General features: G+C 73.3%; 23 protein-coding genes. 11 read left to right on the top strand and 12 right to left on the bottom strand.

Annotation, left to right across the window (positions count from 1 at the left end; genetic code table 11):
• The first annotated feature begins 609 nt into the window (after nt 1-609).
• A complete protein-coding gene (locus DFP74_RS13100) occupies nt 610-1,710 on the top strand; it encodes an esterase-like activity of phytase family protein (protein WP_121181960.1) in 1,101 nt (366 codons plus the stop codon).
• Between the two features lie 84 nt (nt 1,711-1,794).
• On the opposite strand, the gene arsB is transcribed toward DFP74_RS13100, so the two are convergent.
• Nucleotides 1,795-2,874 (bottom strand): ACR3 family arsenite efflux transporter, encoded by a 1,080-nt coding sequence (arsB, locus tag DFP74_RS13095; RefSeq protein ID WP_121181959.1) that lies wholly within the window; start codon nt 2,872-2,874, stop codon nt 1,795-1,797.
• Nucleotides 2,871-3,185 (bottom strand): helix-turn-helix transcriptional regulator, encoded by a 315-nt coding sequence (locus DFP74_RS13090; protein ID WP_121181958.1) that lies wholly within the window; start codon nt 3,183-3,185, stop codon nt 2,871-2,873. The genes arsB and DFP74_RS13090 overlap by 4 nt, the downstream gene beginning before the upstream one ends.
• Nucleotides 3,186-3,281: 96 nt before the next feature.
• On the opposite strand from DFP74_RS13090, the gene DFP74_RS13085 reads away from it, so the two are divergent.
• The gene (locus DFP74_RS13085; RefSeq protein ID WP_121181957.1) at nt 3,282-3,689 is read left to right on the top strand and encodes an arsenate reductase ArsC; all 408 of its coding nucleotides are present in this window, start codon (nt 3,282-3,284) and stop codon (nt 3,687-3,689) included.
• Nucleotides 3,690-3,842: 153 nt separating this feature from the next.
• Here DFP74_RS13085 and DFP74_RS13080 read toward each other — a convergent pair whose 3' ends face one another.
• On the bottom strand, nt 3,843-4,286 hold the full coding sequence (locus DFP74_RS13080; RefSeq protein WP_121181956.1) for a hypothetical protein: 444 nt from the start codon (nt 4,284-4,286) through the stop codon (nt 3,843-3,845).
• Between the two features lie 143 nt (nt 4,287-4,429).
• Here DFP74_RS13080 and DFP74_RS13075 point away from each other — a divergent pair, with 143 nt between their 5' ends.
• Entirely contained in the window at nt 4,430-5,026 is a 597-nt protein-coding gene (locus DFP74_RS13075) for a TetR/AcrR family transcriptional regulator (RefSeq protein ID WP_233570954.1), read from the top strand.
• Between the two features lie 153 nt (nt 5,027-5,179).
• Nucleotides 5,180-6,346, top strand: a complete 1,167-nt coding sequence (locus tag DFP74_RS13070) for an SDR family oxidoreductase (protein WP_121181955.1) — start codon at nt 5,180-5,182, stop codon at nt 6,344-6,346.
• Between the two features lie 169 nt (nt 6,347-6,515).
• Here DFP74_RS13070 and DFP74_RS13065 read toward each other — a convergent pair whose 3' ends face one another.
• Nucleotides 6,516-7,742 carry an NAD(P)/FAD-dependent oxidoreductase gene (locus DFP74_RS13065; RefSeq protein ID WP_121181954.1) on the bottom strand — a complete coding sequence of 409 codons (1,227 nt, stop codon included), beginning with the start codon at nt 7,740-7,742 and terminating at the stop codon, nt 6,516-6,518.
• 202 nt (nt 7,743-7,944) lie between these two features.
• Between DFP74_RS13065 and DFP74_RS13060 the strand changes: the two genes are divergently transcribed.
• From DFP74_RS13060 to DFP74_RS13045, 4 genes are all read left to right on the top strand, one after another.
• On the top strand, nt 7,945-8,520 hold the full coding sequence (locus DFP74_RS13060) for a PadR family transcriptional regulator (RefSeq protein WP_121181953.1): 576 nt from the start codon (nt 7,945-7,947) through the stop codon (nt 8,518-8,520).
• Between the two features lie 259 nt (nt 8,521-8,779).
• Complete coding sequence (locus DFP74_RS13055; RefSeq protein ID WP_121181952.1) at nt 8,780-9,577, top strand: hypothetical protein; 798 nt, start codon at nt 8,780-8,782, stop codon at nt 9,575-9,577.
• A gap of 228 nt (nt 9,578-9,805) precedes the next feature.
• Nucleotides 9,806-10,051, top strand: a complete 246-nt coding sequence (locus DFP74_RS13050; protein ID WP_199725628.1) for a hypothetical protein — start codon at nt 9,806-9,808, stop codon at nt 10,049-10,051.
• Between the two features lie 165 nt (nt 10,052-10,216).
• Nucleotides 10,217-12,802, top strand: coding sequence for a glycoside hydrolase family 9 protein (locus DFP74_RS13045; protein ID WP_121181951.1), 2,586 nt, complete (start codon nt 10,217-10,219; stop codon nt 12,800-12,802).
• A gap of 129 nt (nt 12,803-12,931) precedes the next feature.
• Here the strand turns inward: DFP74_RS13045 and DFP74_RS13040 are convergent, their stop codons facing one another.
• The 5 genes from DFP74_RS13040 to DFP74_RS13020 all read right to left on the bottom strand — a co-directional run bounded on the left by DFP74_RS13040 (nt 12,932) and on the right by DFP74_RS13020 (nt 18,613).
• The gene (locus DFP74_RS13040) at nt 12,932-14,071 is read right to left on the bottom strand and encodes a sorbosone dehydrogenase family protein (protein WP_121181950.1); all 1,140 of its coding nucleotides are present in this window, start codon (nt 14,069-14,071) and stop codon (nt 12,932-12,934) included.
• 139 nt (nt 14,072-14,210) lie between these two features.
• Nucleotides 14,211-15,041: a spermidine synthase gene (locus tag DFP74_RS13035; protein ID WP_121181949.1), complete on the bottom strand. Its 831-nt coding sequence runs from the start codon at nt 15,039-15,041 to the stop codon at nt 14,211-14,213.
• Nucleotides 15,042-15,192: 151 nt separating this feature from the next.
• Nucleotides 15,193-16,320: an aromatic acid exporter family protein gene (locus tag DFP74_RS13030; RefSeq protein WP_233570953.1), complete on the bottom strand. Its 1,128-nt coding sequence runs from the start codon at nt 16,318-16,320 to the stop codon at nt 15,193-15,195.
• 107 nt (nt 16,321-16,427) lie between these two features.
• On the bottom strand, nt 16,428-17,870 hold the full coding sequence (locus tag DFP74_RS13025) for a hypothetical protein (RefSeq protein WP_121181948.1): 1,443 nt from the start codon (nt 17,868-17,870) through the stop codon (nt 16,428-16,430).
• Nucleotides 17,867-18,613 carry an alpha/beta fold hydrolase gene (locus DFP74_RS13020; RefSeq protein WP_121181947.1) on the bottom strand — a complete coding sequence of 249 codons (747 nt, stop codon included), beginning with the start codon at nt 18,611-18,613 and terminating at the stop codon, nt 17,867-17,869. The genes DFP74_RS13025 and DFP74_RS13020 overlap by 4 nt, the downstream gene beginning before the upstream one ends.
• A 324-nt stretch (nt 18,614-18,937) precedes the next feature.
• Between DFP74_RS13020 and DFP74_RS13015 the strand changes: the two genes are divergently transcribed.
• On the top strand, nt 18,938-19,390 hold the full coding sequence (locus DFP74_RS13015; protein WP_121188220.1) for a hypothetical protein: 453 nt from the start codon (nt 18,938-18,940) through the stop codon (nt 19,388-19,390).
• A 164-nt stretch (nt 19,391-19,554) separates the two neighbouring features.
• On the opposite strand, the gene DFP74_RS13010 is transcribed toward DFP74_RS13015, so the two are convergent.
• Nucleotides 19,555-20,067: a DUF1360 domain-containing protein gene (locus DFP74_RS13010; RefSeq protein WP_121181946.1), complete on the bottom strand. Its 513-nt coding sequence runs from the start codon at nt 20,065-20,067 to the stop codon at nt 19,555-19,557.
• The gene (locus DFP74_RS13005) at nt 20,064-21,956 is read right to left on the bottom strand and encodes a glycoside hydrolase family 15 protein (RefSeq protein ID WP_121181945.1); all 1,893 of its coding nucleotides are present in this window, start codon (nt 21,954-21,956) and stop codon (nt 20,064-20,066) included. The genes DFP74_RS13010 and DFP74_RS13005 overlap by 4 nt, the downstream gene beginning before the upstream one ends.
• Before the next feature lie 256 nt (nt 21,957-22,212).
• Here DFP74_RS13005 and DFP74_RS13000 point away from each other — a divergent pair, with 256 nt between their 5' ends.
• Together DFP74_RS13000 and DFP74_RS12995 are read left to right on the top strand one after the other, a co-directional pair.
• The gene (locus tag DFP74_RS13000; RefSeq protein ID WP_121181944.1) at nt 22,213-23,364 is read left to right on the top strand and encodes an SDR family oxidoreductase; all 1,152 of its coding nucleotides are present in this window, start codon (nt 22,213-22,215) and stop codon (nt 23,362-23,364) included.
• Nucleotides 23,307-23,675, top strand: coding sequence for a DUF3140 domain-containing protein (locus DFP74_RS12995; RefSeq protein WP_121181943.1), 369 nt, complete (start codon nt 23,307-23,309; stop codon nt 23,673-23,675). The genes DFP74_RS13000 and DFP74_RS12995 overlap by 58 nt, the downstream gene beginning before the upstream one ends.
• A 186-nt stretch (nt 23,676-23,861) precedes the next feature.
• On the opposite strand, the gene DFP74_RS34320 is transcribed toward DFP74_RS12995, so the two are convergent.
• A complete protein-coding gene (locus DFP74_RS34320; protein WP_233570952.1) occupies nt 23,862-24,740 on the bottom strand; it encodes an O-methyltransferase in 879 nt (292 codons plus the stop codon).
• Nucleotides 24,741-24,790: the final 50 nt, after the last annotated feature.

Raw genomic sequence — 24,790 nt, 5'->3', positions numbered from 1 at the left:
GGACAGTGAGACAGCCCGGATCGTGGTCGACTTCGACGGCTGCGAGGGCCACGGGCTGTGCGAACAGACCGCGCGCGTAGGCGTGACATCAAGACTCATGCCGCATCGGCATCCGGGCCTTCGTCTGGTGCACCCGGAGGGTGCACGACTCGTGGGGGAACTCAAGACAACCGAGCACACCGCGGGAACACCTACCTCACTTACCTGCTAATTCTCGGTGTTTTCGCAGGTCAGGACATTCGCCGACTCCAGTTCGATTCCCGTCATCCGCTCCACGCATGAATAAGGCCAGGCAGATCGGTGAAAACCGAACACCTGGCCTCACGCGTTTCTCAAGGGTCATACGGGCCGCGTGCCCGTTACGTGCCCGATCCTCGGACCGGAGCACCCGCCGAGGGCGGACCGTCGCCGTCGTCCGCACGGGTTCACCGCAGCTCCTCGGCCACCCTCTCCCCCAGCCGCCGGCCCTTGAGCACGCTCCTGCCAGGCGTGAAGGTGGACGACGGACCCGCCGTGCGCGGGTATGGCTTCATCCAGGCGAACGATCACGTTCATCCGACGTGGCTATCGTCCCACTGGACCGGATGACCACAGGCGGAGGGCAAGGCGATGCTGCGACCGATCATGGCGACGATGACGGGGCTGGCCGGGATCCTCGTGGCGGTGCCCGCTGTGGCCGCCGAGCGGGCGCACGCTCCGGAGATCGAGCTGCTCGGCGAGGTACGACTGCCCACGGGTCACCAGGTGGAAGGCACCGAGATGGGCGGGATCTCCGGCCTGGCGTACGACGCCGAGGCCGACCGCTTCCTGGCGATCTCCGACGATCGCAGCGACCGCGACGACGCCCGTTTCTACGAGTTGAGCCTCGACCTGGCCGACGGCGACCTGGTGGAGGGCGACGTCGACTTCACCGGCGTGACCACGCTGCGCGGCGCGGACGGCCGGCCCTACCCACAGGGCACGGTCGACCCCGAGGGCATCGCGCTGGACGGTGACGGCGACGTGTACGTCTCCTCCGAGGGCGACGCCGGCGACCTGGTCTCCCCATCCGTCCACCGCTACACCCGTGACGGTGCGTCGGCCGCCGAGCTGCCGGTGCCGCGGGACTACGCACCGACCGCCGACGGCGACGCCGGCATCCGCGACAACCTGGCCTTCGAGTCGCTCACGTTGACCCCGTCCGGACGGCGCCTGGTGACCGCTACCGAGAACGCCCTGGTCCAGGACGGCGAAGCGGCCACGCTCGAGGCCGGCAGTCGGTCCCGGATCCTGGAGTACCACACGCGGCGTGAGCAGCCGAAGACCGAATACGTCTACGAGACCGACCCGATCCCGGACGCCCCCGTGCCGGCCGGCGGGCACGCGGACAACGGCCTGGTCGAGCTGCTGGCACTCGACGACACCACGTTCCTCGCTCTGGAGCGGTCCTACTCTCAGGGCGTCGGCAACGACGTCCGGATCTACGAGGTCTCGACTCGACCGGCGGACCGGATCCGGCCCGGCCGTGCGGTGACGGAGACCCCGGCCGTCACCAAGACCCTCGTCGCGAACATCGAGGACGACTTCGGCGTCGCCCCGGACAACCTCGAGGGCATGGCGCTGGGCCCGGACCTGCCGGACGGCCGCCGGACGCTGGTCATGGTCTCCGACAACAACTTCAGCGCGGGCCAGGTGACGCAGTTCCTCGCCTTCGCGATCGACCAGGGCTGACGTCGCCCCGGTCCGTTTCCCGACACGGGAGCGGCCAGGTGTCGGCGGGGTCCGAACACCTGGCCGCTCCCGGCGCGGATCCGCCTACCGCCGGTCGGCGGTGAAGCGGCGCCGCCAGGCCAGTGACACGTAGACCAGGGCGATGAGGACCGGCACCTCGATCAGCGGCCCGACGACCCCGGCCAGGGCCTGGCCCGAGGTGACGCCGAAGGTGGCGATGGCGACCGCGATGGCCAGTTCGAAGTTGTTGCCCGCCGCGGTGAAGGCCAGCGTCGTGGTGCGGCCGTAGTCCATCCCGATCGCCTTGGCGAAGGCGAAGGTGCCGAACCACACCACGACGAAGTAGACCAGCAGCGGCAACGCGATGCGGGCCACGTCCAGCGGCCGGCTCGTGATGGTCCCGCCCTGGAGCGCGAAGAGCAGCACGATGGTGAACAGCAGCCCGTACAGCGCCCAGGGGCCGATGCGGGGCAGGAACTTCGACTCGTAGCGTTCCCGGCCCATCCGCCGCTCGCCCAGGTGGCGGGTCAGGAAGCCCGCGACCAGGGGGATGCCCAAGAAGATGACCACGTTCAGCGCGATCATCCACGGCGAGACGTCGATCCCGTCGGTGTCCAGGCCCAGCCAGCCGGGCAGCAGATCGAGGTAGAACCAGCCCAGGAGTCCGAAGGCGAGCACCTGGAACACGGAGTTCAGGGCGACCAGGACGGCGGCCGCCTCCCGGTTCCCGCAGGCCAGGTCGTTCCAGATGATGACCATGGCGATGCAGCGGGCCAGCCCGACGATGATGAGCCCGGTGCGGTACTCGGGCAGGTCGGCGAGGAAGATCCAGGCCAGCGCGAACATCACCGCGGGGCCCACGACCCAGTTCACGACCAGCGAGGAGATCAGCAGCCGCCGATCGCGGGTGACGCTGTCGAGCCGGTCGTAGCGGACCTTGGCCAGCACGGGGTACATCATGACGAGCAGACCGAGGGCGATGGGCAGCGAGATGCCGCCCACCTCCAGGGCGGCCAGCGCCTCGTCGAGTCCGGGGACCACTCGGCCCAGGCCGAGGCCGATCGCCATGGCCAGCAGGATCCACACCGCGAGGAAGCGGTCGAGCGTGGAGAGCCGGGCGGCGACGGCGCCGGGTGCGGGGGCCGGGGTGTCGGCGCGGGTCATGGGCAGGCCCTCTTGGTGTCGGCGGCGATGGTCGCACGTGCGGTGGCGGCGAGCTCTCCCAGCGCACCGGAGAGGGCCTCCAGGGCCTCGGGGCGCAGCCGGTAGTAGGTGAACCGGCCACACGGCTCGGTCTCGACCACACCGGCCTCGCGGAGCACGCGCAGGTGGTTGGACAGGTTGGTCTGCTTCGCACCGGTCTCCTCGACCAGGTGCGTGGTACAGAGGGTTTCGTGGGCGAGCAGGGAGACGATGCGCAGGCGCAGCGGATCCCCCAGCACCCTGATCAGATCAGTGTCCACTGATGTCAGCATGTACTGATGATGCCATATCATTCGAGGCTGATGCGAATCGTTCGCTGACCTGGACCGACGACCAGGCCAGATCCGAAAAAGAGAAGGTGGGATCATATGGCTGACACCCCGTCCGTGCTGTTCGTCTGCGTCCACAACGCGGGCCGTTCCCAGATGGCCGCCGCCTGGCTGCGGCACCTGGCCGGCGACCGTGTGGAGGTGCGCTCGGCGGGTTCGGCCCCCGCCGACTCGATCAACCCCGCCGTCGTGGCGGCCATGGACGAGGTCGGCATCGACATCACCGACCAGAGCCCCAAGATCCTGACCAGCGACGCCGTCGAGGCCTCCGACGTCTGCATCACCATGGGCTGCGGCGACGTGTGCCCGATCTTCCCCGGCAAGCGCTACCTCGACTGGACCCTGCCCGATCCGGCGGGCCAGGGCGTGGCGGCCGTGCGGCCCATCCGCGACGACATCGAGCAGCGCGTGCGCACCCTGCTGACGGAGCTGGGCGTCTCCGCCTGACGGACCCGCCGCGATCCACCGAGGCCGGCCCGAGTCCCGCACGCGGGTCCCATCCCCGGACTCGGGCACGGCCCCTGGCCTGCGGGCCAGCGGGCCAGCGGGCCAGCGGGTGTGCGCTGCCTGCCTGCCTGCGGACCCGCGCCACGGCCGGTCTCACGCACCGCGCATCGACACCAGCAACGCGGCCGTGGAGCCCAGGCACGCCGTTCCCAGGACGAACACCAGCCACAGGGTCACGACCCAGTCGGATCTGGGCGCGACGTCGGGGTCCTCCTGCCGCGCGATGTGGAGCCGGACCATGCGGCCGCGCACCGGGAGCAGCGCGACGGGGATGGCGACGAACGACGTGCTGTAGAGGAACAGGATGGTCGACGGCGGATCGGAACGGAGCACGCTCGCCCCCAGGACGATCGCGGCGAACGCCGGGGTCACGACGTAGAACGCCCGCATCCCCTGCCTGCCCTGCTCCTTCCAGGTGCCGGGGACCCCGTCCCCGGAGGTCGCTCCGATGACCAGCGCGCGCATGCCGACCATGAAGACGACCGTCGCCACCGCCGCGATCAGGAGCCACCCCGTCCCGGGGATCGAGAAGAGCATGTTCCTCCGCTTTCCATGCCTTGGGAACCAAGACCCTATGGGGTGACCGACCGATCACCGTCCTTCCCGACCGGCCGCCGCCCCGCCCCCGCCGCGTGGAACCGGACTGGCAGAAATATATAGATCGGTCTAGTGTGGCCTCCATGGGAACCAAGGGGACGGCGACGCGGGCCAGGCTCATCGAGGGTGCGCGCGAGCTGCTCGAGGCGCACGGCTACGCGGGCACGGGGCTCAACCAGGTCCTGTCCGCCAGCGGGGCCCCGCGGGGCTCGCTGTACTTCCACTTCCCCGGCGGCAAGGACGAACTGGTCACCGCGGCGTTGGAAGCCGCGGGCGAGGAGGTGGGCGCCGCGCTCGCGGGCCTGGCCGACGAGGCGCCCGACACCGCGGGTCTGGTCCAGGGGCTGGTCGACCTCTTCACCGACAGGATGGTGGGCTCGGCCTTCACCAAGGGCTGCCCGCTGGCGGCCACCGCGGTCGACGTCGCGGCCACGAACGACCGCGTGCACGAGGTCTGCACCCGGGTCTACTCCTCGTGGCAGAGGGAGCTCGCGGCCCGGCTGCTGGCCGAGGGGCGCACCTCGGAAGCGGCGGACGCGCAGGCCTGGTCCGTACTGTCCCTCATCGAGGGCGCCATCCTGCTCTCCCGGGCGACGCGCAGCCGCGCCCCGCTCGACCGGGCCCGGGCGTCGGTCGCGCTCCTCCTCCAGGACGACCGCCCCGCCCGAAGCGAGGCCTGACCCCCCAGGCCGGGGCAGAGGCCGGAACCGGGACCAAGGGCGTGCCCCCGGGTGCGGCAGGCCCCCGGGCACGCCCTCGCGCACGGAGATCCGGATCGCGAGACGCCGTCGTTCGCCACAAAAATATGTAGATCGATCTATCTAGGAGTTCGCATGCCACCACTCCACGCAGCACCGAACCCACAGACGCTCGTACTCGGGTCCACCGGGCTCATCGGGCGCCGGCTCGTGGCCGAGCTGCTCCACGGCGGACAGGCCGTGGCCGCGGGCACGCGCGGCGACCGCGGCGAGGCCGCCCTGCTCACCTGGCTCGGGGAGCACGCCGTGCCCACCGCACGCCTGACCACCGTCCACGTCGAACTCGGCCGACCCGATCTCGGACTCGGTCTCGGACTCGGACTCGGCGGCGACGCCGCGCGCCGCCTCCGGGACGTGCGCGACGTCTACAACTGCGCCGGGCTCTACCGCTTCGGCCTGAGCAGGGAGGAGGCGCGGGCGGCCAACGTCGACAGCGCGCTGCACGCGCTCACCTGGGCGTCCCGGCTTTCCTCGCTCAGGCGCGCGGTGCACGTCACCGGGTACCGCGCGAGCGGGGTCCTGGCCGCCCCGCCGACGCCGGCCGAGGCCGGCCGGCTCTACCGGGACCGCGGCGCCTACGAGGCCGCCAAGATCGAGGCGGACGCCCTGGTGCGGGACTTCGCCGTACGGGAGGGCGTGCCGCTGAGCATCGTCAACCCCGCGACCGTCATCGGCGACTCCGAGACCGGGGAGGCCGGCCAGTACATCGGCCTGGCCCGGACCGTCCGCGACCTGTGGCGGGGGCGGCTGCCGCTCCTGCCGGGCGGACCGTCGACCTTCGTGCCGGTGGTGACCGTCGACCACCTGGCGCGCTTCCTCGCCGCGGTCCCGGTCCACGACTCCACCGAAACCGAGGACGCCGCCGACGCCGACGCCGCCGCCGACGGCCGCGGGTCACGCGCGAGCGACCCCGCCCGCGTCCCCGCCCACTGGGTGCTCGACGACGGCACCCCCGCGCTGCACGACCTCCTGCGCGGCCTGGCCGCGCACCTGGACGTGCGCGCTCCGCGGGGCAGGGTTCCGGTCGGTCTGCTGCGGCGACTCCCCCGCGCGTTGACCGGTGTCGAGCCCGAGACCCTGTCCTTCCTCAGCGACGACCGCTATGACACGGCCTCGGCCGACGCCCTCACACGCGCGGCGGGCCTGACCCCGCCGCCCGTGTGGCCGTCGCTCACCCGGTGGGCCGATCGCCTGGTGGCCGAGGACTTCGGCGAGCGTGCCGTGCCCGCCGCGCGGCCGTGACCCGAGGGCGCCCACACCTGAAGTCAGGCCCCGTGCCCAAGGCTGCGGCGACCGATGAGAGGCGCCGCTCCCCCGCGACCGGGTCCACCGCCGCTCCGGCGACCGAGGGAAGGCGCCCCTCCCCCGCGAGCAGGCCCGTGCCCCGGCTCCGGCGGCCGGGACGCGGCGCTCACGCCCGTGGGCCGGAACCGGTCCTGGCGGGGGCATCGATGTCGACGCGGTAACCGTGGATCCAGGAGGTGCCGTCGAACCGGGAGATGATCGCGAACACGGCGCGCAGCATCAGGTCGCGCATGACCAGCGCCACCGGGTGGTCCGAGCCGATCTTCTGGTTGCTGCGCCTGCGGCCCTCCGCCGCGATCTTCTCCACCCGGTCGCGGCGCTGCGCCTCGTACTCCGCCAGCGCGTCGGGGACGGCGGGGATGTCGCGCAGGCACCGGGCGAGCACCAGGGCGTCCTCGATCGCGAGCGAGGCGCCCTGGCCGGAGGAGCTGGAGACCGCGTGGGCGGCGTCGCCGAGCAGGCCGGCGCGGCCCCGGTGCCAGCGGGGCAGCGAGGCCATGTCGTAGCTGCCCAGGGGACGCAGCCGCGCGGGGTCCTCGGCTTCGAGGATCGTCGTGATCACCGGCGGGTCACCGGCGAAGGCGTCCAGGGCGAACCGCTTCCACTCCTCGTCCCCGCGCGCCGCGATCTCCTCCCTCGTCAGCTCGGAATGCCCCAGGTTGGTGAACCAGAAGACCCCTCCCTCCGGAGTGGTCTGGTATCCGAAGAAGGCACGGCGGCCGTAGACCATCCGCGTGGTGGCGGGCGGCGTCGGCTCGATGTCCAGCGCGGGCACGTGTCCGCCGCTGCCGATGACCCCCGTGTAGTCCGGCCGGGGCGCGTCGGGGTCCATGACGCCGCGGACGCGGGAGTGCAGCCCGTCGGCGCCGATCAGCACGTCCCCCTCGGCGGTGCTCCCGTCGGCGAACTCGGCGACCACGCCGTCCGGCCCCTCGGTGTAGCCGGTGAAGCGCCGTCCGTACTCGATGGGCACGCCCTGGTCGAGGGCCGATTCGGCCAGCGCGCGCTGGAGGGCGCCCCGGGTGACGGTGATGGTGCGCAAACGGTCCGGCAGCCGGTCCGAGCCGTCATCGAGGAGACCCAGCCTGCGGCCCTTGCGGTCGACCATCTCGATGCGCGTGCTGGGGAAGGCGGAGGCGGCCAGCACCGGGTCGAGCATGCCCAACGTGTCCAGGCCGGCCAGACCGTTGGGCGCCAGGCCGAGGAAGGACCCCAGGTGGTCCCCGGGACCCGCGTGGGCCTCGTACACGACGGCGTCCACGCCCACCCGCCGCAGCGCGGCCGCGGCCACCGGGCCGCCGATCCCGCCTCCGATGATCAGTGCCTTCGTCATGGCCGACTCCCTTCATTGTTGATAGTCATATTATGACTATACATATGATGATCATCGAAACAACGCCCCACGACCCTGAGGCGGCCCCTGAGATATCCCTGGGTCCCAAGAGCCGGGAACCGGGAGCCGGCCCCGGGTTCGACACCCGCACCCGCACCGCGTCCGCGCCCACACCCGGCGGGGCGGCCCGGAAAGGAGCCCGATGCCCTCGCGGCCCCACAAGCGCTCGTCCCTCGCGGTCCAGCTGCTCCTGCTGCTGGAAGAGGAGCCGATGCACGCCTACCGGATGCAGCAGCTCATCAAGGAGCGGCGCAAGGACGCGATCGTCAACATCGCGCAGCGCAACAGCGTCTACCAGACGCTGGACCGCCTGCTGCGGGACGGGCTGATCGAGGTACGCGAGACCGCGCGGGAGGGGAAGCGGCCGCGGAGCACCGTCTACCAGCTGACCGCCGAGGGCCGCGAGACGCTGCTGTCCTGGCTGCGCACCATGCTCTCCACCCCCGCGCGGGAGTTCCCCGAGTTCCCGGTCGCGCTCGCCTCGTTGCCCGCGCTCCCGGCCGCGGAGGTCGCCGACCTGCTGGAACGACGGGTCTCGGCGCTGGAGGAGCTCCTCGGCACGATCGCCGACGACGGCCGCGCCGCCGCCGCGATGGGCGTGCCCCGCCTCTTCCTCGTCGAGGACGAGTACCGGCGGACGATGGCCGAGTCCGAACTGCGCTGGGTGAGGGAGTTGATCGCCGACCTCAGGGAGGGCCGGCTGACCTGGCGGCGGTGAGCGGCCCGGCCGGATCGGATACGGCCGGACCGGGCCGGACCGGACCGGGCCGGGCCGGACCAGACCGGGCCGGACCAGATTCGGGCGGCCGGACTGCGCCCGGCCGGACCTGGCACGACCGGATCCGGGGCGCGCGCCCACGGGTCGAATCGGCGACAGGGCCGTGGGAGCTGTACGATCGGGGCGGCCAATCCTCCCTCATCCCGTGCCCCCGGGCAGCGTGCGGCGGGGCCCACGGCGACCACGGAAACGGACACTCATGGACGTCGAGGCAACCCAGGTGATGACCCGGACGGGTCAGTTCACCACCCCTGTCAGCTGGGAGACCCCGGTGCGCGGCAGGCTGGCCGCGGCGATCGACCGGCTGTCGGGACCGCTGGCCGAGCTGATCGAACGCGACGCCAACGACGGAGACACCCGTCTGCTGGTCGCCGACTTCCTCAGCGTCGGCCTGAACTACAGCAAGTACCAGGAGCTGACGACCGAGTACCGGACCAGCGGTGACTCCGTCGACTACGCCATCCTCCTCGACGGTGAGGTGTTCGCCCCCGTCGAGGTGAAGGGCGTCGGCCAGGAACTGGACATCCGCAACATCCAGATGGCCCGCCGGGTCGCCGCCGAACAGGGCGCCCGGTGGATCGTGCTCACCAACGGCCGGTTGTGGAAGGTCTACCACCTGCGCCCCCAGGAGGACGACGGGGCGACACAGCCGGTGCCGGTGATCGACGTCGACCTCATGGACCCCGAGTCCCACGAGCGCACCGTTGACCTGCTGTTCCACATCACCCACGAGGCGGTCGAGCACGGGCGGCTCGACGCCCTGCGCCGCTGGCGGGAATCCACGGAGGCGGTTCCGCTCGCCCAGATCCTGCGGTGGGACACCGTGGTGTCGGCGATCCTCGCCGAGCTGCGCGAGGTGTCCGAGCACCCGGGCCACACGGGCGACGCCGCCGAGGTGCTGCGCGCGCTGACCGAGGAGGTCATCGCCCGGGGCCTGCTGCCGGCCGAGGGCGACCCGGCCGGCGACGAGGGGAACGACGAGGCCGACCAGGCCTGAGCACACGCGCTTCGCGATCGACCCGCCCCGGCTCCGCCGCGGGCGGGTCTCGTCATGCGCGGACACCCCCGGTCGCCACCTCCGACCCGAAGCCTGACGCTTCTTTGTCCACAGGCTGTGGACAGGCCGGCCGAACGCCAAGTTGTCCACAGCCTGTGGACGAACTCGATCCGCGCGCCCGTTGCGTTCCCCACACGACCCACACGCCTGGAACCCCCGGAGTGACCCGTGAACGACGACGTGACCATCCGCTTGTCCCAGGACCAGGCCCTGGTGCTCTCCGACTGGCTGGACCGGGCCGAGGGCGGACCGGCCCTGGACGCCGCGATCGACGACCGGGCGGTCTGGAGCGCTCTGCACACGATCTCGGGGACACTCGACACGTCGCTGCCCGGAATCTTCGCCGCCGACTACGCCGGACGCCTCGCGGCCGCGCGGGAACGGCTGATCGAGACCCTGGGCGACGGTCCCTGACCGCCGGTCACGCCCGCTCCGGCGATCGGAACGAACGCCGGGGCGGAGCGTGTCTCCCGTTTACCCCCATTGACAGGCGTGGCCGCTCCCACAACCATGCATGTGGGAGCGCTCCCAACCTCCGCGGCGGCCGACCCGGTCGCCCACCCCCAGCGGAAGGAAGCCATGACCGTCCCGACCAGGGCGCTCGCGCTCAGCGCGTGCGCCGCCCTCACCTGCGGCCTCCTCACGGCCGCACCCGCCCAGGCCGCCGACGATCCCGTCGAGCAGATCGTCAACGGCGACTTCTCCGACGGCGCCACCGGCTGGTGGGCCAGTTCCGGCATCGAGATGAGCGTCGTCGACGGCGCCCTGTGCGCCGACGTCCCCGGCGGAACCGACAATCCATGGGACGCCATCATCGGCCAGGACGGCGTCCACCTCGAAGCCGACGAGTCCTACGACTTCACCTACACCGCCTCGGGCGCCGACGGCGTCGTGGTGCGGACGCTCGTCCAGGAACCCGTCGACCCCTGGCGCACCCAGCTGGACGAACGCCCGGCCCTGGGCGCCGACCCGGCCACCTACGGCCACGTCTTCACCGCCTCCACGGACCTGCCGGACGCCCAGGTCGCCTTCCAGATCGGCGGCGCCGCCCAGGACTGGACCTTCTGCCTGGACGACGTGTCCCTGCTCGGCGGGGCCGAACCTCCCGTGTACGAGCCCGACACAGGCCCGCGCGTGCGCGTCAACCAGGTCGGCTACCTGCCCCAGGGCCCCAAGAACGCCACCGTGGTCACCGACGCCGAACAGCCCCTGGACTGGGAACTGGCCGACGCCGAGGGCGCGGTCGTCGCCGACGGAGAGACCGTCCCCGAAGGCGTGGACCCGAGTTCGGACCAGAACGTCCACTCGCTCGACTTCAGCGGTTTCACCGAGGCGGGCACCGGCTTCACCGTGACCGCGGACGGCGAGACGAGCCACCCGTTCGACATCGCCGCCGAACCCTACGCCGACCTGGCGACCGACGCCCTGGACTTCTACTACACCCAGCGCAGCGGCATCGAGATCAGCGACGAGATCGCCCCCGGCTACGGCCGTCCGGCGGGCCACGCCGGCGTGGAGCCCAACCAGGGCGACACCGAGGTCACCTGCCATCCGGACACGCCGTGCGACTACTCCCTGGACGTGTCCGGCGGCTGGTACGACGCCGGTGACCACGGCAAGTACGTGGTGAACGGCGGGATCTCCGTCCACCAGCTGATGAGCGTGTACGAGCGCGCCCACCACGCCCCCACCGGAGACCCCGACCGGGTCGCCGACTCCACGTTGGCGGTCCCCGAACGCGACAACGGCGTGCCCGACGTCCTGGACGAGGCCCGCTGGGAGATGGAGTTCCTGCTCAGCATGCAGGTGCCCGAGGGCGAGGAACTCGCGGGGATGGCGCACCACAAGGTGCACGACGCCGCGTGGACCGGCCTGCCGCTCATGCCCGACCGCGACCCCCAGCCCCGCTACCTGCACCCGCCGTCGACGGCGGCGACCCTGAACCTGGCCGCCACCGCCGCCCAGTGCGCCCGGGTGTTCGCGCCCTACGACGCCGACTTCGCCGACACCTGCGAGCGGGCGGGCGAGGCCGCGTGGGACGCGGCACTGGAGCACCCCGACCGCTTCGCGACGGCCGGCGGCGAGGGCGGCGGCCCCTACGACGACGACACCGTGGCCGACGAGTTCTACTGGGCGGCGGCCGAGCTGTACCTCGCCACGGGCGCGGCCGAGTACGAGGACGCCGTGACCGGTGCGGAGCTGCACACCGGTGAGGCCTTCACCGACGCCGCCTTCGACTGGCGCTGGACCGCGCCCCTGGGCCGGCTCCAGCTCGCGACCGTCCCCAACGCCCTCGACGACCGCGAGGACGTCCGCGCGTCCGTGGTCGCCGCCGCCGACGACTACCTCGCGGCCGCCGACGAGCACCCCTACGGACTGGTCCTGAACCCCGAGGACGGGGTCCTCGTATGGGGCTCCAACGGTCTGGTCCTCAACACCATGGTCGTCCTGGCGACCGCCTACGACCTGACCGGGGACGCGCGCTACCGCGACGCCGTCCTGGAGGGGATGGACTACGTGCTGGGGCGCAACGCGCTCAACCAGTCCTACGTCACCGGGTACGGCGAGAACGACGCGGTCAACCAGCACAGCCGGTGGTACGCCGCCCAGCTGGACCCGTCACTGCCGAACCCGCCCGACGGCACCCTGTCGGGCGGACCGAACTCCGACACCGCCACCTGGGACCCGGTCAGCCAGGCCAACCTGGCCGGGTGCGCACCGCAGTTCTGCTACATCGACCACATCGACGCGTGGTCGACCAACGAGCTGACCATCAACTGGAACTCGGCTCTGGCGTGGGTGTCCGCGTTCGTCACCGACCAGGGCGAGGCGGCCCTCCCGGCCGCGTCGACGTGCGAGGTGGACTACACGGTGCACGGCGCGTGGGACAGCGGGTTCACCACCCAGGTGACGATCCGCAACACCGGGGACGAGCCCGTGGCCGACTGGGAGCTCGGGTGGTCGTTCACCGGCGGACAGTCGGCGGGCCGGCACTGGAGCGGTGAGCTGGAGCAGTCCGGGCCCCGGGTGAGCACGCGGAGTCTGGACTGGAACGGGTCGATCGACCCCGGCGAGGAGGCGACGTTCGGCTTCGTCGGAACGCGCTCGGGCGGACCGGCTCCGGCCCCCGAGCTCTTCCGGCTCAACGGCGCGGTCTGCGGCTGAGATCGCCGGCGGGGAGGGTTCGGCTCGGCGCCGGGCCCTCCCCGCCGTGTGCGCGGCGACCGGGGCGGCGGGCACCGCCCGCTGAGCCCGGGGCGGGGTCCCGTCCCCGGCCCGGGGCGGCGGCCGGCCTCACTCCAGCGGGACCCGCAGCACGCGGTCGTCCTCGTCGGCGGGCGAGCCGCGCCCGTCGTGGTTGCTCGTGGTGAGCCACAGCGCTTCGCCGCCCGGCTCGGCGACCACCGTGCGCAGGCGGCCGTGGTCGCCCTCGAAGTAGGCCTCCGGCTCGCCGAGTCCGCCCTCGCCGTCCAGGGGGATCCGCCACAGGCGCTCGCCGCGCAGCGCGGCCGTCCACAGGGCGCCGCCCGCGATGGCCGCGCCGCTGGGCGAGGCCTCCTCGGGCGACCACGTCACCAGGGGATCGGTGTACTCGTCCCCGCCCCCGGGTCCCTCCACCTCGGGCCACCCGTAGTTCGCGCCCGGCTCGATCAGGTTGACCTCGTCCAGTTCGTTGGCCCCGAACTCGGTGGCGTACAGGCGCCCGTCGCCGTCCCAGGCCAGGCCCTGCACGTTGCGGTGCCCGTAGCTGTACACGTAGTTGTCGAAGGGGTTGCCCTCAGCGGGCTCACCGTCCTCGGTGACACGCAGGATCTTGCCCGCCGGCGAGTCGGTGTCCTGGGCCAGCGCCCCCTGGGCGGCGTCGCCGGTGCCCACGTACAGGAATCCGTCGGGGCCGAAGGCGATGCGGCCGCCATTGTGGTTGCCCGCCTTCGGCAGGCCGTCCAGGACGGCCTCGGCCCCGGCCAGACGGTTCTCGTCCGCGTCGTACTCGATCCGGTCGATCCGGTTGTCGGACTCCGCCGTGTAGTAGACGTACACGTACGGGTCCTCGGGGAACTCGGGATCGACGGCCAGCCCGAGGAGTCCGCCCTCGCCGCCGGGCACGACCCCCTCCACGCTCCCGGCCCCGGTCACGGCGCCGTCGGGGGCCACGTACGCGACCTCGGCGGAGTCGCGCTGGGCGATCAGGGCCGATCCGTCCGGCAGGAAGCCCACCCCCCACGGAACGTCGAGGCCGGTGGCCAGGTCGGTGGGCTCACCGGGCTCGCCGGGTTCCCCGGATCCGGTGCCCTCGGCCTCCGTGCCCTCCTGTCCCGGTGGCCCGTACCCCCCGGGTTCCGACGTGGGTTCGCCGTCCGTCGCGCACGCGCCCGTCAACAGCAGGACGCCGAGCGCCGCGGCGGTTCTGGTGCGGTGTCCGCGATGCGCCATACCGATCCCCTGCCCCGCTCGCGGTGGCCGTACTCCCGCACGGACACCCACCGGATTCCCACTCGGATTCCCCGTACTCCCGCACGGACTCCCGTCCAGGTCCGCGGTCCGGCGGCCGCCCTGGCGAGGGTCCCGCGGTTCAGTCGCGCGGCTTCGTCGCCACGTAGACGGTGTTGGTGGCGGGGCGGTCCTGGTACGGGTTGGGGAAGCTGACGACCTCCGCGCGCACCCCGGTGAACTCCCCGCGCAGGACGTCGAGATAGGCCTCGTCCGGCGGATCGTTGGACCACAGGGTGAACACGCCCCCGGGACGCACGTGCTCGGCGAGCCGCCGTGTCCCCTCCGGTTCGTAGAAGGGCGCGTGGGCGGGGTTGAGCAGGTGGCGGGGCGAGTGGTCGATGTCCACGACCACCGCGTGGAAGCGCGCTCCGGGCGAACTCGGCCCCAGCCCGCCCGTCGCCCGCCATCGCCCGTGGGGGCGCTCCACGTCGGGACGGTCCACCACCCTCGACGGAGGGCCTTCGGCCCCAGCCAACCCGCCCTCCGGATCGGCCGCGCGTGCGAAGAAGTCGCCCTGCGACAGGTGGCAGCGCGGGTCGGCGGTCAGCGTCTCCCCGGCCGGGATGAGCTTCTCCTCGTGCCAGTCGATCACCTCCTGGAGCGCCTCCACCACCACGAGGGAGCCGACGCCGTCGTCGTTCAGGACGGTGAGCGCGGTGTGGCCGAGGCCGAGCCCGCCCACGGCGACGTCGAAGCCGCCTTCGGGAGGCGGGCCCGCGGACCGCAGTTCGGCGAGGGCGATCCGGGCGACCTCCACCTCAGCGGCGACGAACAGGCTCGACATGAGGAACTCGTCGTCGAGCTTGATCTCGTAGACGTCGGTGCGCGCGGCGGGGTCCCAGCGCCGGCGCAGGCTGATCTCCCCCATCGGGGTGGCGCGCCAGCCCAGTTCCTGGATGCGAAGACTCATCGGACTCCCTTGTCACGTCGGCGGTCGTGGACCCGTCCCCCGACCCTACGGGGCGCCGAACGTCGTCCTCGCTGTTCACCACCGGTCGTTGTCCACTGGAGTCCGCCCGGATCCGCCGAAGCGGAGCCCATCGGCGTCCGCCCGGATCCGCTCACTCGTCCTCGGCGTCCGACCGGCCCTCCTGGAGCTCGTGCAGCAGGCGCTCGACGTCGGTGAGCAGCGATCCGCGCACGTGCCAGTGGCTCCCGCTCTCGCCGCGTTCCAGGTCCGTCCGGCACCGGTCGACGACCTCCAGGGCGCGGTCCAGCCGTCGGCTCAGGCCTTCCGGCACCCGGTCGCTCTCCCAGGCCCGGTCCTCGTGCAGCGTCCACAGGACGTCCGAGACGGCGTCCAGCAGATCGCCGTACACGCGCAGGAAGCCCTCGCTCTCGGCGGGCAGCCGGCTCGTGCCCCGCTCCAGGGTGTCCAGCGTGCTCGTGATGGACCGCAGGTGCCAGGACGCGCGGTCCATGGCGGCGATCCACTTCCGATAGGTCCCCAGGCTGACCGTGGATCCGCTCCTCATCAGGACCCGGCGCGGGTTGAGCCGGACCCGTTCGTCCTGGCGTTCCACGGCGGCCCGGGCGTTCTCCCTCGTGGAGGAAAGGCTTTGGGCCATACGGACCCATCGGCGGGTGTCCAGGCCGTCCCGCCCCTCGCGCATCCCGTTGGCGATCTCGTCGACCAGGTAGGCGAGGGAGTCGGCGAACCCGCGCACGGCGTCCTCCGCGTCACGGAAGCGCACGGACGGGGCGAGGACGAGCTGGGTCAGCAGGGCCGAACCCGAGCCGACGCAGACCATGAGCAGCAGTTCGCCGATCTCCGACGCGCTCGCCGCGGATCCCCCGGCGAACGCGAACGCCGCCACCACGGGGATCTGGCGTCCCTGGTCCCGGAAGAGGGAGGCCTGCCCGAGGATCAGGGCCACCAGGACGACCAGGACGAACGCCCACAGCTGCACGCCGACGGTGATCCCGGCGGCTCCGGCCAGCAGCGCCCCCAGGAAGACCGCCGCGACGTAGCGGCCGGAGTCGAGCACGGACCGGTAGACGCTCGGGCGGACCACGAGCAGTGCGGAGAACGGCGCGAACGCCACCTGCGAGGTGTCCACGAGCTGGGCCGCCACCGCCCACGCCAGTGTGCTGGCGATGACGCTGCGCAGGATGAGGACCGCCCGCTCGCGCTCGCGCCCGCGGCCTCTGACGGCGCGTCGCAGTCCCTCCATCAGCTGTTCGCCCACCACGGCCCCTCCTCGGTCCGACCTGACCACGGCCCGGAGGCGCCCTCCGGCCGCGTGCCCCTCCACGCCCGCCCGCTCCGTGCCGTTCGCCTGCCACGCCCCGGGCCCTAGACGCGTTCCGGCACTACGTCCACGCCCGGCTCGCCCGCCAGCGTCCGCGCCGCCTCCTCCCAGCTCAACGGCTCGGGCAGGGGGTGGCGCCCCCGCACCCGCGCCAGTTCGCGGCGGAAGCGGAAGAGCACCGCGAAGTCGCGCGGATAGCGCTCGGGGTCCGTGCCCAGGAAGGTGCCCACCTTGGTGGCCCGTTCCAGCACGCGCGCCCAGTCGGCGGCCCCGGCCAGGCCCACCGACTCCACCCCGTGGGAGAACAGCCCGAGCCGGATCTCCTCGAAGTCCGGGGACCGGTCGAGGTAGGCGGCCAGGGCCCGCTGTGCGGGCTGGGTGTTGAACACCGCCCAGTAGGGTACCGAGCCCGTGCGCAGCGCCCAGTACGGTTCCACGAGCATGAAGGTCTCCGCGAGCAGGCGGTCGGGCGGCACACCGCGCCGCCGGTACTGGCCGCGGTACAGGTCGGCGACGGCGGGGCTCAGCGACTCGGGTTCGTCGTAGCGCAGCCGGACCAGCTTCCAGCCCTCCCGGGCGGCGAGCTCGTCCAGGTCCGCCATCAGCTCGGGCGCGAACCCCCACTCGGCCTCCGGGTGCTCGCCGTCCGGTTCCGGCGCGTCGAAGGCGCGGCGGTCGGACCCGTGGGCCCGCAGGAAGGCGCGCACGCGCGGGCCGCCGTACCGGAGTTCGTCCTGGGTGGCGCCGCCCAGACCGCCGTGCTGGAACACGTAGCGCTCCCCCACGGCCGTGGTCGGCCGACGCAGGGCGCAGTCGGACACCACGAGCGTGCCCCCGCGCGGAAGGGTCGCCCGCAGGAACGCGCGGTAGGCCGCGGGCAGCCGCAGCCACTTGACCCTGAAGTAGCACATGTGCTCGATCATCAGCCGGTCCTGGACCGGGTCGTGCATGTGGTGCAGCCGCCAGTCGGGGTTGCGCCGTACGAGGGCCTCACCGGTGGACCGCATCCGGCGCAGGTCCTCCCGTCCGTCCTCCGGCGGTACGCCGTGCCGCCGGACGGGGATGAGCAGGGTCTGCGGCAGCCAGGGCGCACCGAGCGCCGCGGCCAGATGGGTGAGCGCGCCGTTGGCGGAGCCGAGGAAGGCGACGTCCGACCGGCCGCCCCGGTAGTGGTCGGCGACCCACTCGGCGAGGGCGTCGGAGTCGATCTCGGCGACCCGGCGCCGGGGGACGGCCTCCGCCCAACCGGACACCGCGTAGAGCCTCTCCTTCGCCGCGCGGGGCGCGCGGCCGGCGGCCGCGGCCACGGCGGAGAGCACGTGTGTGCCCGGGCCGGGGGCCTCGGGGTCCCGACCGGCCACTGGGCCGGTGTCCGCTCCGACGCTCCGTTCCTCCCGTTCCTTCCGTGCCACCTCGTCGAACGACGCCAGACTCCGCAGCATCGCGGTGGCGGAGTCGAACCCCGCGACGATCCTGCGCGGCCTCATCCGCGCCCCTCGGCCAGGAAGCGCTCGACGAGGCGCGCCAGCCGTCCCGGGCTCGCCCAGGACAGCGCGTGGGGCTGCCCGGGGACGGTCACCAGGCGTCCGCGCGGCAGCAGGCGCGCGGCGTCCTCGGCCCAGGGGCCCGGACACACCCGGTCCTTGGATCCGCGTACGACCAGGGCGGGCTGCGGCACATCCGGCAGGACCAGCTCGATGCGGTGGTCACGGCTCGCCGTCCAACTGCGCGCCGCCCGGCCGGGACCGGTCTCGCGGTAGTCGCGCAGGCTCTGCGTGACGACGGAGGGGGGTTCGTACAGGTTGTTCCAGAGCAGTCGCAGCGCCAGACGCGGCATCGACCGCGCCTCGGGATCGGTGGTGGGTCCGACCAGCACGACGGAGCCCACGTCCTGGGAGTGCCGGGCCGCCGCCTCCGCCACCACCTGGGTGCCCAGGGACAGGCCGAGCAGACAGGGGTCGGTCAGCCCGCGCTCACGCGTCCACTCCACGAGCGCGTCGGCCAGGTCGGGCACGGTCCACCGGCGTCCGCCCGCGTCGCTGGAGCCGAAGCCTGGCAGGTCCACCGCCCACGCCTCGGTCCGCCCGTCGAAGGCCGACAGCAGTGGTGCCATCTGCCGGGAGGTGACCCCCGCGCCGTGCACGCACACCACCGCCGGAGTGCGGCCGGGCACCCCCCACGCGGCCATGGCGGCCCCCGCCACCGTGTCCGTGGTCCGTTCGGTTCCCATCTCACCCCCTACTCGAGGCCCGTTCCACGGAGGAAGCGGACCGTGGGCGGTCACTCCGTGTGCACATCTCCCGCTACCCAGTCGCGGCGGGGGTGAACCGGGGCCGCGGACGGGTGGAGCGCCCCCGCGGGCGGCGGACGGCCGGGACGGCGCACGAGCCCCGCGGCGGCTCGGCCGTGGGGAGCGATGTGTGGCACGGGCGTGTTCGGGCTAGAGGGGAGGGGAACGGGAACCCATCGGCGAGAGGAGCCCGCCATGTCCAGATCGACCCACCCGCCGCGACTCCCGCTGCTCCGGGGCGCCGCCCGAGGCATCGTCGGTTCCATGGCCATGACCGGCATGCGGCAGCTCGCGGTCGGGATCGGCGCGATCGAGCGCACACCGCCCGACGCCATCCTCCACGAGGGCGTACCGTCCGCGTTGGAGGCCGTGCCCGAACACCGCCGGACGGCCGCGATCGAACTGGCCCACTGGGCCTACGGATCCGCGGCGGGCCTGGCATTCGGCCTGCTCCCCGGCCGTGTACGGCGCTGGCGGATCTCGGGGCCGCTGTACGGCGTCGCCGTGTGGGGCTTGTTCGAGTTCGCCATCGCCCCCGCGCTCGGGCTCGGCCACGCCGAGCACTCGCGGCCGCGTGAGCGGACGGCCCTGCTGATCGACCACGCGATGTTCGGGCTCATCGTGGGCGCCCCGGGCGAGACGGCCGTGGCGGGGCCCGAGTCGGGTAACCCGGAGGACGAGCCGGACCCGGAGCCGGACTCGCGAGCGTCCGAGTAGGAGCCCCGACCTCCAGGAGCCCGTGTAGGAGTCCGGGCGAGCGCCCGGGCGTCAGGCCCGGCCGGCCGTGGCCCCGGCCGGGCCGGGCCCCTGGCTCCGGGCCGGATCCAGCCGCGGGGCCGGCCGTGGGTCCAGCCGCAGGTCCGGCCGCGGGCCCGGAGGCCTCACTCCTGGACCTGCTGCAGGCGCGCGTACCCGAGTTGCAGCCAGTCCGACACCGCCACGGCGCTGAAGACCGCCCCCGCGGCGCGGGTGAGTCCGGGGGCGAACGCGAGTCCGAAGACGTACCCGGTCGCGACCCACTGCGCGGTGCAGAACGGGCAGGTGATCAGCTCGCCCACCGCGCGGCGCCCGCTCTCGTCGCGGACCTCCTCCTCCAGCTCGGACGGCCCGGAGACACCGCGGTACCGGGTGAAGAGCGCGCGGAGCGGACTGGTCACCGGATCCTTGGCCAGCAGCCGGGAGAACTTGTGGGTGGTCAGGCCCATGAGCGCCAGGTCCCACGGCCCCACGTTCGCCGCCACGCCCCGGCGCCCGGTCGCACGCGCCGCCAGCACACCCGCGGCCACCAGCGCCGTGTATCCCGCCACGACGGCGGCGTATCCGCCCAGGGGCTGCTCGCTTCCGTCGCGGTAGGCCTGCGCCTCCTGTTCGATCTTCTCCTTGGGGTCGGTCATGCCGGCGCCTCCCTCCCTGACGGTGTCGCCTGCGAACTGCTCTGCACACTCGCCCGGCTACCCGCTCGGCGGCGTGCCCACGCGTGCAGGGCCTCGACATCCTCCGCGGAGTCCAGGTTGACCGCGGCGTTGATCAGCGCCAGGTGGGAGAAGGCCTGGGGGAAGTTGCCGAGCATGGTGCCGTCCGCGTCCATCTCCTCGGAGAACAGCCCGAGCCGACCGCCCCGGCCGCACAACCGCTGGAAGCGGCGCTCGGCCTCCTCGACGCGGCCCGCGAGCACGAGCGCGGAGACCATGTCGAACGAACACAGGAGGAAGGCCCCCTCCTCGGTGTCGAGCCCGTCATGGGTCTGGACCGGGTGGTAGCGCAGCAGAAGGTCGGTGTCGATGCCGAGTTCGGCGTCGATGCGCTCCAGCGTGCGCACGACCCGCTGGTCATGGCCCGGCAGGAAGCCGACGATCGGCATGCGGGTCAGGGATCCGTCCACCCTGTCCCCGCCGTAGGACTGCACGAAGGCGCCCGACTCGGGGTCGAGCCCCCGTTCGAGGATCTCCGCGTGCAGCGAGTGGGCCTCCTCCCGCCACTCGGCCAGCCCCGGCGGCCGATGGCCGGTCAGCTCCGCGAGCTGGACCCCCCGGTCCAGGCAGACCCACAGGTACACGCGGGACGTGGTCCAGTGCCGGGGCACCCCGCGTGACTCCCACGGCCCCTGGCCGGGGCTCGTGCGCATGCCGCGGGCCACCTCCACGATCTTCCAGAGCCCGTCGAGATCGCTCTCGGAGAGGTCGCCCACGGCCTGCTGGTACGAGAGCGCCGCGTCGAGGACGTGGCCGTACACGTCGATCTGGACCTGGTCGCGGGCGCCGTTGCCGACGCGCACGGGACGGCTGCCGACGTGCCCGTCGAGGTGGTCGAGGGTCGTCTCCTCCGGTGGGAGGTCACCGTGGAGGGTGTGCATGGGTTCGAGGGTCTCGGGTGTGCGCAGGAACGTACGCAACAGGTAGTCGAGGTACGCGCGGGCCTCCGACCCGTGGCCGAGGCGCAGGAAGGACAGCACGGCCAGGGCCGCGTCCCGGTGCCAGACGTAGCGGTAGTCCCAGTTCCGGGGCGCGCCGGGCCATTCCGGCAGGGAGGTCGTCGGAGCGGCGATCAGGGCCCCGGACTCCTCGTGCAGGAGCCCGCGCAGCACGATGGCGCTCTGGCGGACGTGCTCGGCTCCGGCGCCGTCGTAGCGGGTCCGGTCGGACCAGGCCCGCCAGGCCGCCAGGGTCTGTTCGACGAAGGCGTGGCAGTCGACCCCGCCGGGACCGAAGGACTCGCCGAGGTAGTCGAGGGCGTACGCGGCGGTCTCGCCCTCGGAGAGCTCCTGGCGGTACTCCACGGAACCGTCGGCGGCGGTGCGAGCCGGCGCGGATCCCCACAGCAGGGCGCCGGAGCTCTCCCGTAGGACGCCGTCACCGTTCGGCCGCCAGTCGGCGGCGCGGCGGGCGTAGTCGGGGGCCGCGTCCACGTGGGAGACCACGGTGGCGCGGCCCGAGAGGCAGCGCACCACGCGCACCAGCACGCCCTGGCGGCACAGCCGGGGACCCGACCGCCGTACGGCCAGCAGGTCGGTCACCACCGCGCCGACGCCGTCGCCCTCCCAGTGGGTCTCCAGGGCCAGAGTGCCCTCGACATAGCGCCAGTCCGCGGGGCGGGCGCCCTCCACCTCCAGACGCCACCCTCCGCCGCGGCGGGTGTCGAGGACACCCGCGAAGAGGGACGGCGAGTCGAAGTGCGGCGCGCACATCCAGTCGATGGTGCCGTCCGGCGCCACGAGGGCGGCCGTGCCGCAGTCGGAGAGGAAGGCGTGTCCGCCGATCCACGGTTCGGGCCGGGCCCCGTCCATGCCACCACCCCCGCATCACGGTGTTCGCACGATCGGTCTGCGCGCGTTCGGTCCCCCCGCGGTCGGTGTCCGCGGGATCGGTCTCTCCGCGGCCGGTCTCCCCCGCGGTCGGTCCGCGCGATCCGCATTCCTCCGTCTGCCCAACGGCCGCCGCGGCGAAACAGCAGGTCCGCGGCTCGCACGAGGGACGTATGACCGGGGGCGACCCTGGGTAGCGCACCCGTTGAGGGTCGGACAGCGTCACGAAGGGAGCCGGATGACGGGCACACGCAAGCCGAGGAGCGACCGGGTCGCGCTCGTCTGCGGAGCGAGCGCCGGTGTGGGCCGGGCGACGGTCCGCGAGTTCGCCCGCCGCGGCTACATGGTCGGGCTCGTCGCTCGGGGCTCCGAAGGGCTGGAGGCGGCGGCCGGGGAGGCCCGGGCCGCGGGGACGCTGGCCGTGGTCGCCGAGGCGGACGTGGCGGACCCCGCGGCCGTGGAGGAGGCGGCCGAGCGCGTCGAGTCGGAACTCGGACCGATCGACGTGTGGGTGAACGCCCCGCTGGTGTCGGTCATCGCCCGCTTCACCGACGTCTCCCCCGAGGAGTTCCACCGGGTGACCGACGTCTGTTATCACGGCTACGTCCACGGCACCCGGGCCGCTCTGGACCGGATGCTGCCCAGGGACACGGGCGTCGTCGTCCAGGTGGGCTCGGCCCTGGCCTACCGGGGGATCCCGCTGCAGGCCGCCTACTGCGCGGCCAAGCACGCCGTGCGGGGCTTCGACGACTCGGTGCGCGCGGAGCTGGCCGGCCAGGGATCGAACGTGCGCATCACGGAGGTGCACCTGCCCGCCGTGAACACGCCGCAGTTCTCGTGGGTGCGCTCGCGCGTGGGCTCCCCCACCCGCCCGGTGCCTCCCGTGTACCAGCCGGAGGTGGCCGCGCGGGCGATCGTGTGGGCCGCCGAGCACCCGCGCCGGCGCAGCACCTGGGTGGGCGCGTCGACCATCGCCACCGCCCTCGGGCAGCGCCTGGCGCCGCGGCTGCTCGACCGCAGGCTCGGGGACACGGGGGCCGAGTCGCAGATGCGCGAGGACGAGGGGTCCCCTCCGAGGGAGGACAACCTGTTCCGCCCCTTGGACGAGGACCGCGACTACGGCGCGCACGGCGTGTTCGACGACGAGGCGCGTGCGCGCAGCCTCCAACAGGAACTGAACCAGCGGCGCCTCGGCGTCGCCGCGGTGGTCGCGGGCGTCTGCGTCACGGCGGCGGCCGGGTACACGGCCCTGCGCGGACGGCGCGGGGCGCACGCGTCGCACGGACCCCGGTGGCGGACGCGGCCGGGCCGGTCGAAGAGAGGAGGAGGAGCATGGCTCAGCACGATCCCGAGGTGGACGAGGTCTGGGACGACTTCCACTCCGTGGTGAACATGCCCGGGGAGGAACTACGGCAGTGGTTGCTCACCGACGCCTCGGGAGAGGAGGCGTTCGAACAGCCCGAGCCCGATCTGAACGTCTCCGGCAGGGGCGAGGAGATCGTCGCGGTGCTCAACAAGCGCAAGGTCGACGTCACCGATTCCGACGTGCGCCTGATGGGGGACGTGGCTCGCTTCGTCCATGACGCGCTGGCCGAGCCGCGCCGGGAGGACCCCGGGTGGCGGCGGCGCCTGATGTCGGTCGGCCACGACCCGCTGCGGCCGGACTCGGTCTGGCCGGGCGAGGACGAGGCCACGACGTAGAGCAGGACCGGCGGCCCGGACGCCCCGGACGCCCCGGACGGGCGAGGCTGGTGGGGCGTGGGGCGTGGCGCGGGCCGCGAGCCGCGGCGTGCGGGCTCGCGGGGCCCGGGTCCGCGGGGTGGAACCCGCGGGACCTGGTCCGCGGGATGTGGGCTCGCGGGGGCCTGGGCCGGCCGCCGCGGGCCCTCAGGCGCGGATCAGCACGAGCACGCCGCAGGACCGGTCGAGCGGCAGGACGATCCAGCCCGCTCGCTCCAGGTCCGCCACCAGCTCGCCGACCGCCGGGGGGCGCTCGTCGGACGCCGCGGCCTCGGGCCGACGGTCCCGGTCGACGAGTACATAGAACCCGCCCCGGCGCACGAGGGCGAGTGCCTCGTCCGGGCGGGCGGACGTGCCGGGCGGGGTGAACACCAGGTCGTAGCCGGGTCCCCCGGCCCGGCCCGCGAGCCACGGCCCGCCCTCGGCCTCGTGGAAGGTCAGGCGCGGGTCGCCTGCGTGGTGGCGGCGCGCCACCGCCAGGGCGTCGGGGTCGTGGTCGACGGTGTCGAGGGTGGTCTGGCCGTCCATGCCCGCGAGCAGCCAGGCGGTACCCGCGCCGGTGCCCGTGCCCAGTTCGAGCAGGCGACCACCGGGCTTGGCGGCCGCGAGGGCGCGGAGCAGGCGTCCGACCGGCTCCTCGCACGAGAGGGTGCGGCCGATGGCCTCGGTGTCGGCCTCGATCGCCGCCAGGGCCACGGGCCGACCGGTCACCAGCGGATCGAAGGCCGAGGTCTCGGCCGATTCCGGGGACGCGGAGGCGGAGGAGTCCGCGGGATCAGCGGTCACCGACGCCTCGTCGGGGCCCGTCGGGTCGGAGGAGTCCGACGACCCGGGAGGTCGCGCGGGCGCGGGACGCGCCGTGCGGTCGAGGACGGGCAGCTCCGCTCCGTGCACCGTGTCCCCGATGTCGTCCAGGAGGTCGCCGCCCTCCGGGTTCCCCGCGCCGCGCTCCTCCGGCAGGTTGAAGCCGAAGTAGGCGGTCACGGCCCTGCGGGCGTCGCCCAGCCCGTCCGCGAATCCAGTCACACCGCTCCCCCGTCTCCCGCACACCGACGACGGCCCGCCGGTGCCGGCCG

Source organism: Nocardiopsis sp. Huas11 (assembly GCF_003634495.1).
Taxonomy (GTDB): domain Bacteria; phylum Actinomycetota; class Actinomycetes; order Streptosporangiales; family Streptosporangiaceae; genus Nocardiopsis.
This window is presented reverse-complemented; position numbering and strand designations above follow the sequence as displayed.

What these genes read in the sequence shown, in the direction of transcription:
- DFP74_RS13085 (WP_121181957.1), top strand. Translation starts at nt 3,282, where the DNA reads ATGGCTGACACCCCGTCCGTGCTGTTCGTCTGCGTCCACAACGCGGGC.
- DFP74_RS13065 (WP_121181954.1), bottom strand. Translation starts at nt 7,742, where the DNA reads ATGACGAAGGCACTGATCATCGGAGGCGGGATCGGCGGCCCGGTGGCC.
- DFP74_RS13060 (WP_121181953.1), top strand. Translation starts at nt 7,945, where the DNA reads ATGCCCTCGCGGCCCCACAAGCGCTCGTCCCTCGCGGTCCAGCTGCTC.
- DFP74_RS13090 (WP_121181958.1), bottom strand. Translation starts at nt 3,185, where the DNA reads ATGCTGACATCAGTGGACACTGATCTGATCAGGGTGCTGGGGGATCCG.
- DFP74_RS13070 (WP_121181955.1), top strand. Translation starts at nt 5,180, where the DNA reads ATGCCACCACTCCACGCAGCACCGAACCCACAGACGCTCGTACTCGGG.
- DFP74_RS13055 (WP_121181952.1), top strand. Translation starts at nt 8,780, where the DNA reads ATGGACGTCGAGGCAACCCAGGTGATGACCCGGACGGGTCAGTTCACC.
- DFP74_RS13015 (WP_121188220.1), top strand. Translation starts at nt 18,938, where the DNA reads ATGGCCATGACCGGCATGCGGCAGCTCGCGGTCGGGATCGGCGCGATC.
- DFP74_RS13075 (WP_233570954.1), top strand. Translation starts at nt 4,430, where the DNA reads ATGGGAACCAAGGGGACGGCGACGCGGGCCAGGCTCATCGAGGGTGCG.
- DFP74_RS13035 (WP_121181949.1), bottom strand. Translation starts at nt 15,041, where the DNA reads ATGAGTCTTCGCATCCAGGAACTGGGCTGGCGCGCCACCCCGATGGGG.
- DFP74_RS13040 (WP_121181950.1), bottom strand. Translation starts at nt 14,071, where the DNA reads ATGGCGCATCGCGGACACCGCACCAGAACCGCCGCGGCGCTCGGCGTC.
- DFP74_RS13020 (WP_121181947.1), bottom strand. Translation starts at nt 18,613, where the DNA reads ATGGGAACCGAACGGACCACGGACACGGTGGCGGGGGCCGCCATGGCC.
- DFP74_RS13005 (WP_121181945.1), bottom strand. Translation starts at nt 21,956, where the DNA reads ATGGACGGGGCCCGGCCCGAACCGTGGATCGGCGGACACGCCTTCCTC.
- DFP74_RS13045 (WP_121181951.1), top strand. Translation starts at nt 10,217, where the DNA reads ATGACCGTCCCGACCAGGGCGCTCGCGCTCAGCGCGTGCGCCGCCCTC.
- arsB (WP_121181959.1), bottom strand. Translation starts at nt 2,874, where the DNA reads ATGACCCGCGCCGACACCCCGGCCCCCGCACCCGGCGCCGTCGCCGCC.
- DFP74_RS13080 (WP_121181956.1), bottom strand. Translation starts at nt 4,286, where the DNA reads ATGCTCTTCTCGATCCCCGGGACGGGGTGGCTCCTGATCGCGGCGGTG.
- DFP74_RS13000 (WP_121181944.1), top strand. Translation starts at nt 22,213, where the DNA reads ATGACGGGCACACGCAAGCCGAGGAGCGACCGGGTCGCGCTCGTCTGC.
- DFP74_RS13100 (WP_121181960.1), top strand. Translation starts at nt 610, where the DNA reads ATGCTGCGACCGATCATGGCGACGATGACGGGGCTGGCCGGGATCCTC.
- DFP74_RS12995 (WP_121181943.1), top strand. Translation starts at nt 23,307, where the DNA reads ATGGCTCAGCACGATCCCGAGGTGGACGAGGTCTGGGACGACTTCCAC.
- DFP74_RS13010 (WP_121181946.1), bottom strand. Translation starts at nt 20,067, where the DNA reads ATGACCGACCCCAAGGAGAAGATCGAACAGGAGGCGCAGGCCTACCGC.
- DFP74_RS13025 (WP_121181948.1), bottom strand. Translation starts at nt 17,870, where the DNA reads ATGAGGCCGCGCAGGATCGTCGCGGGGTTCGACTCCGCCACCGCGATG.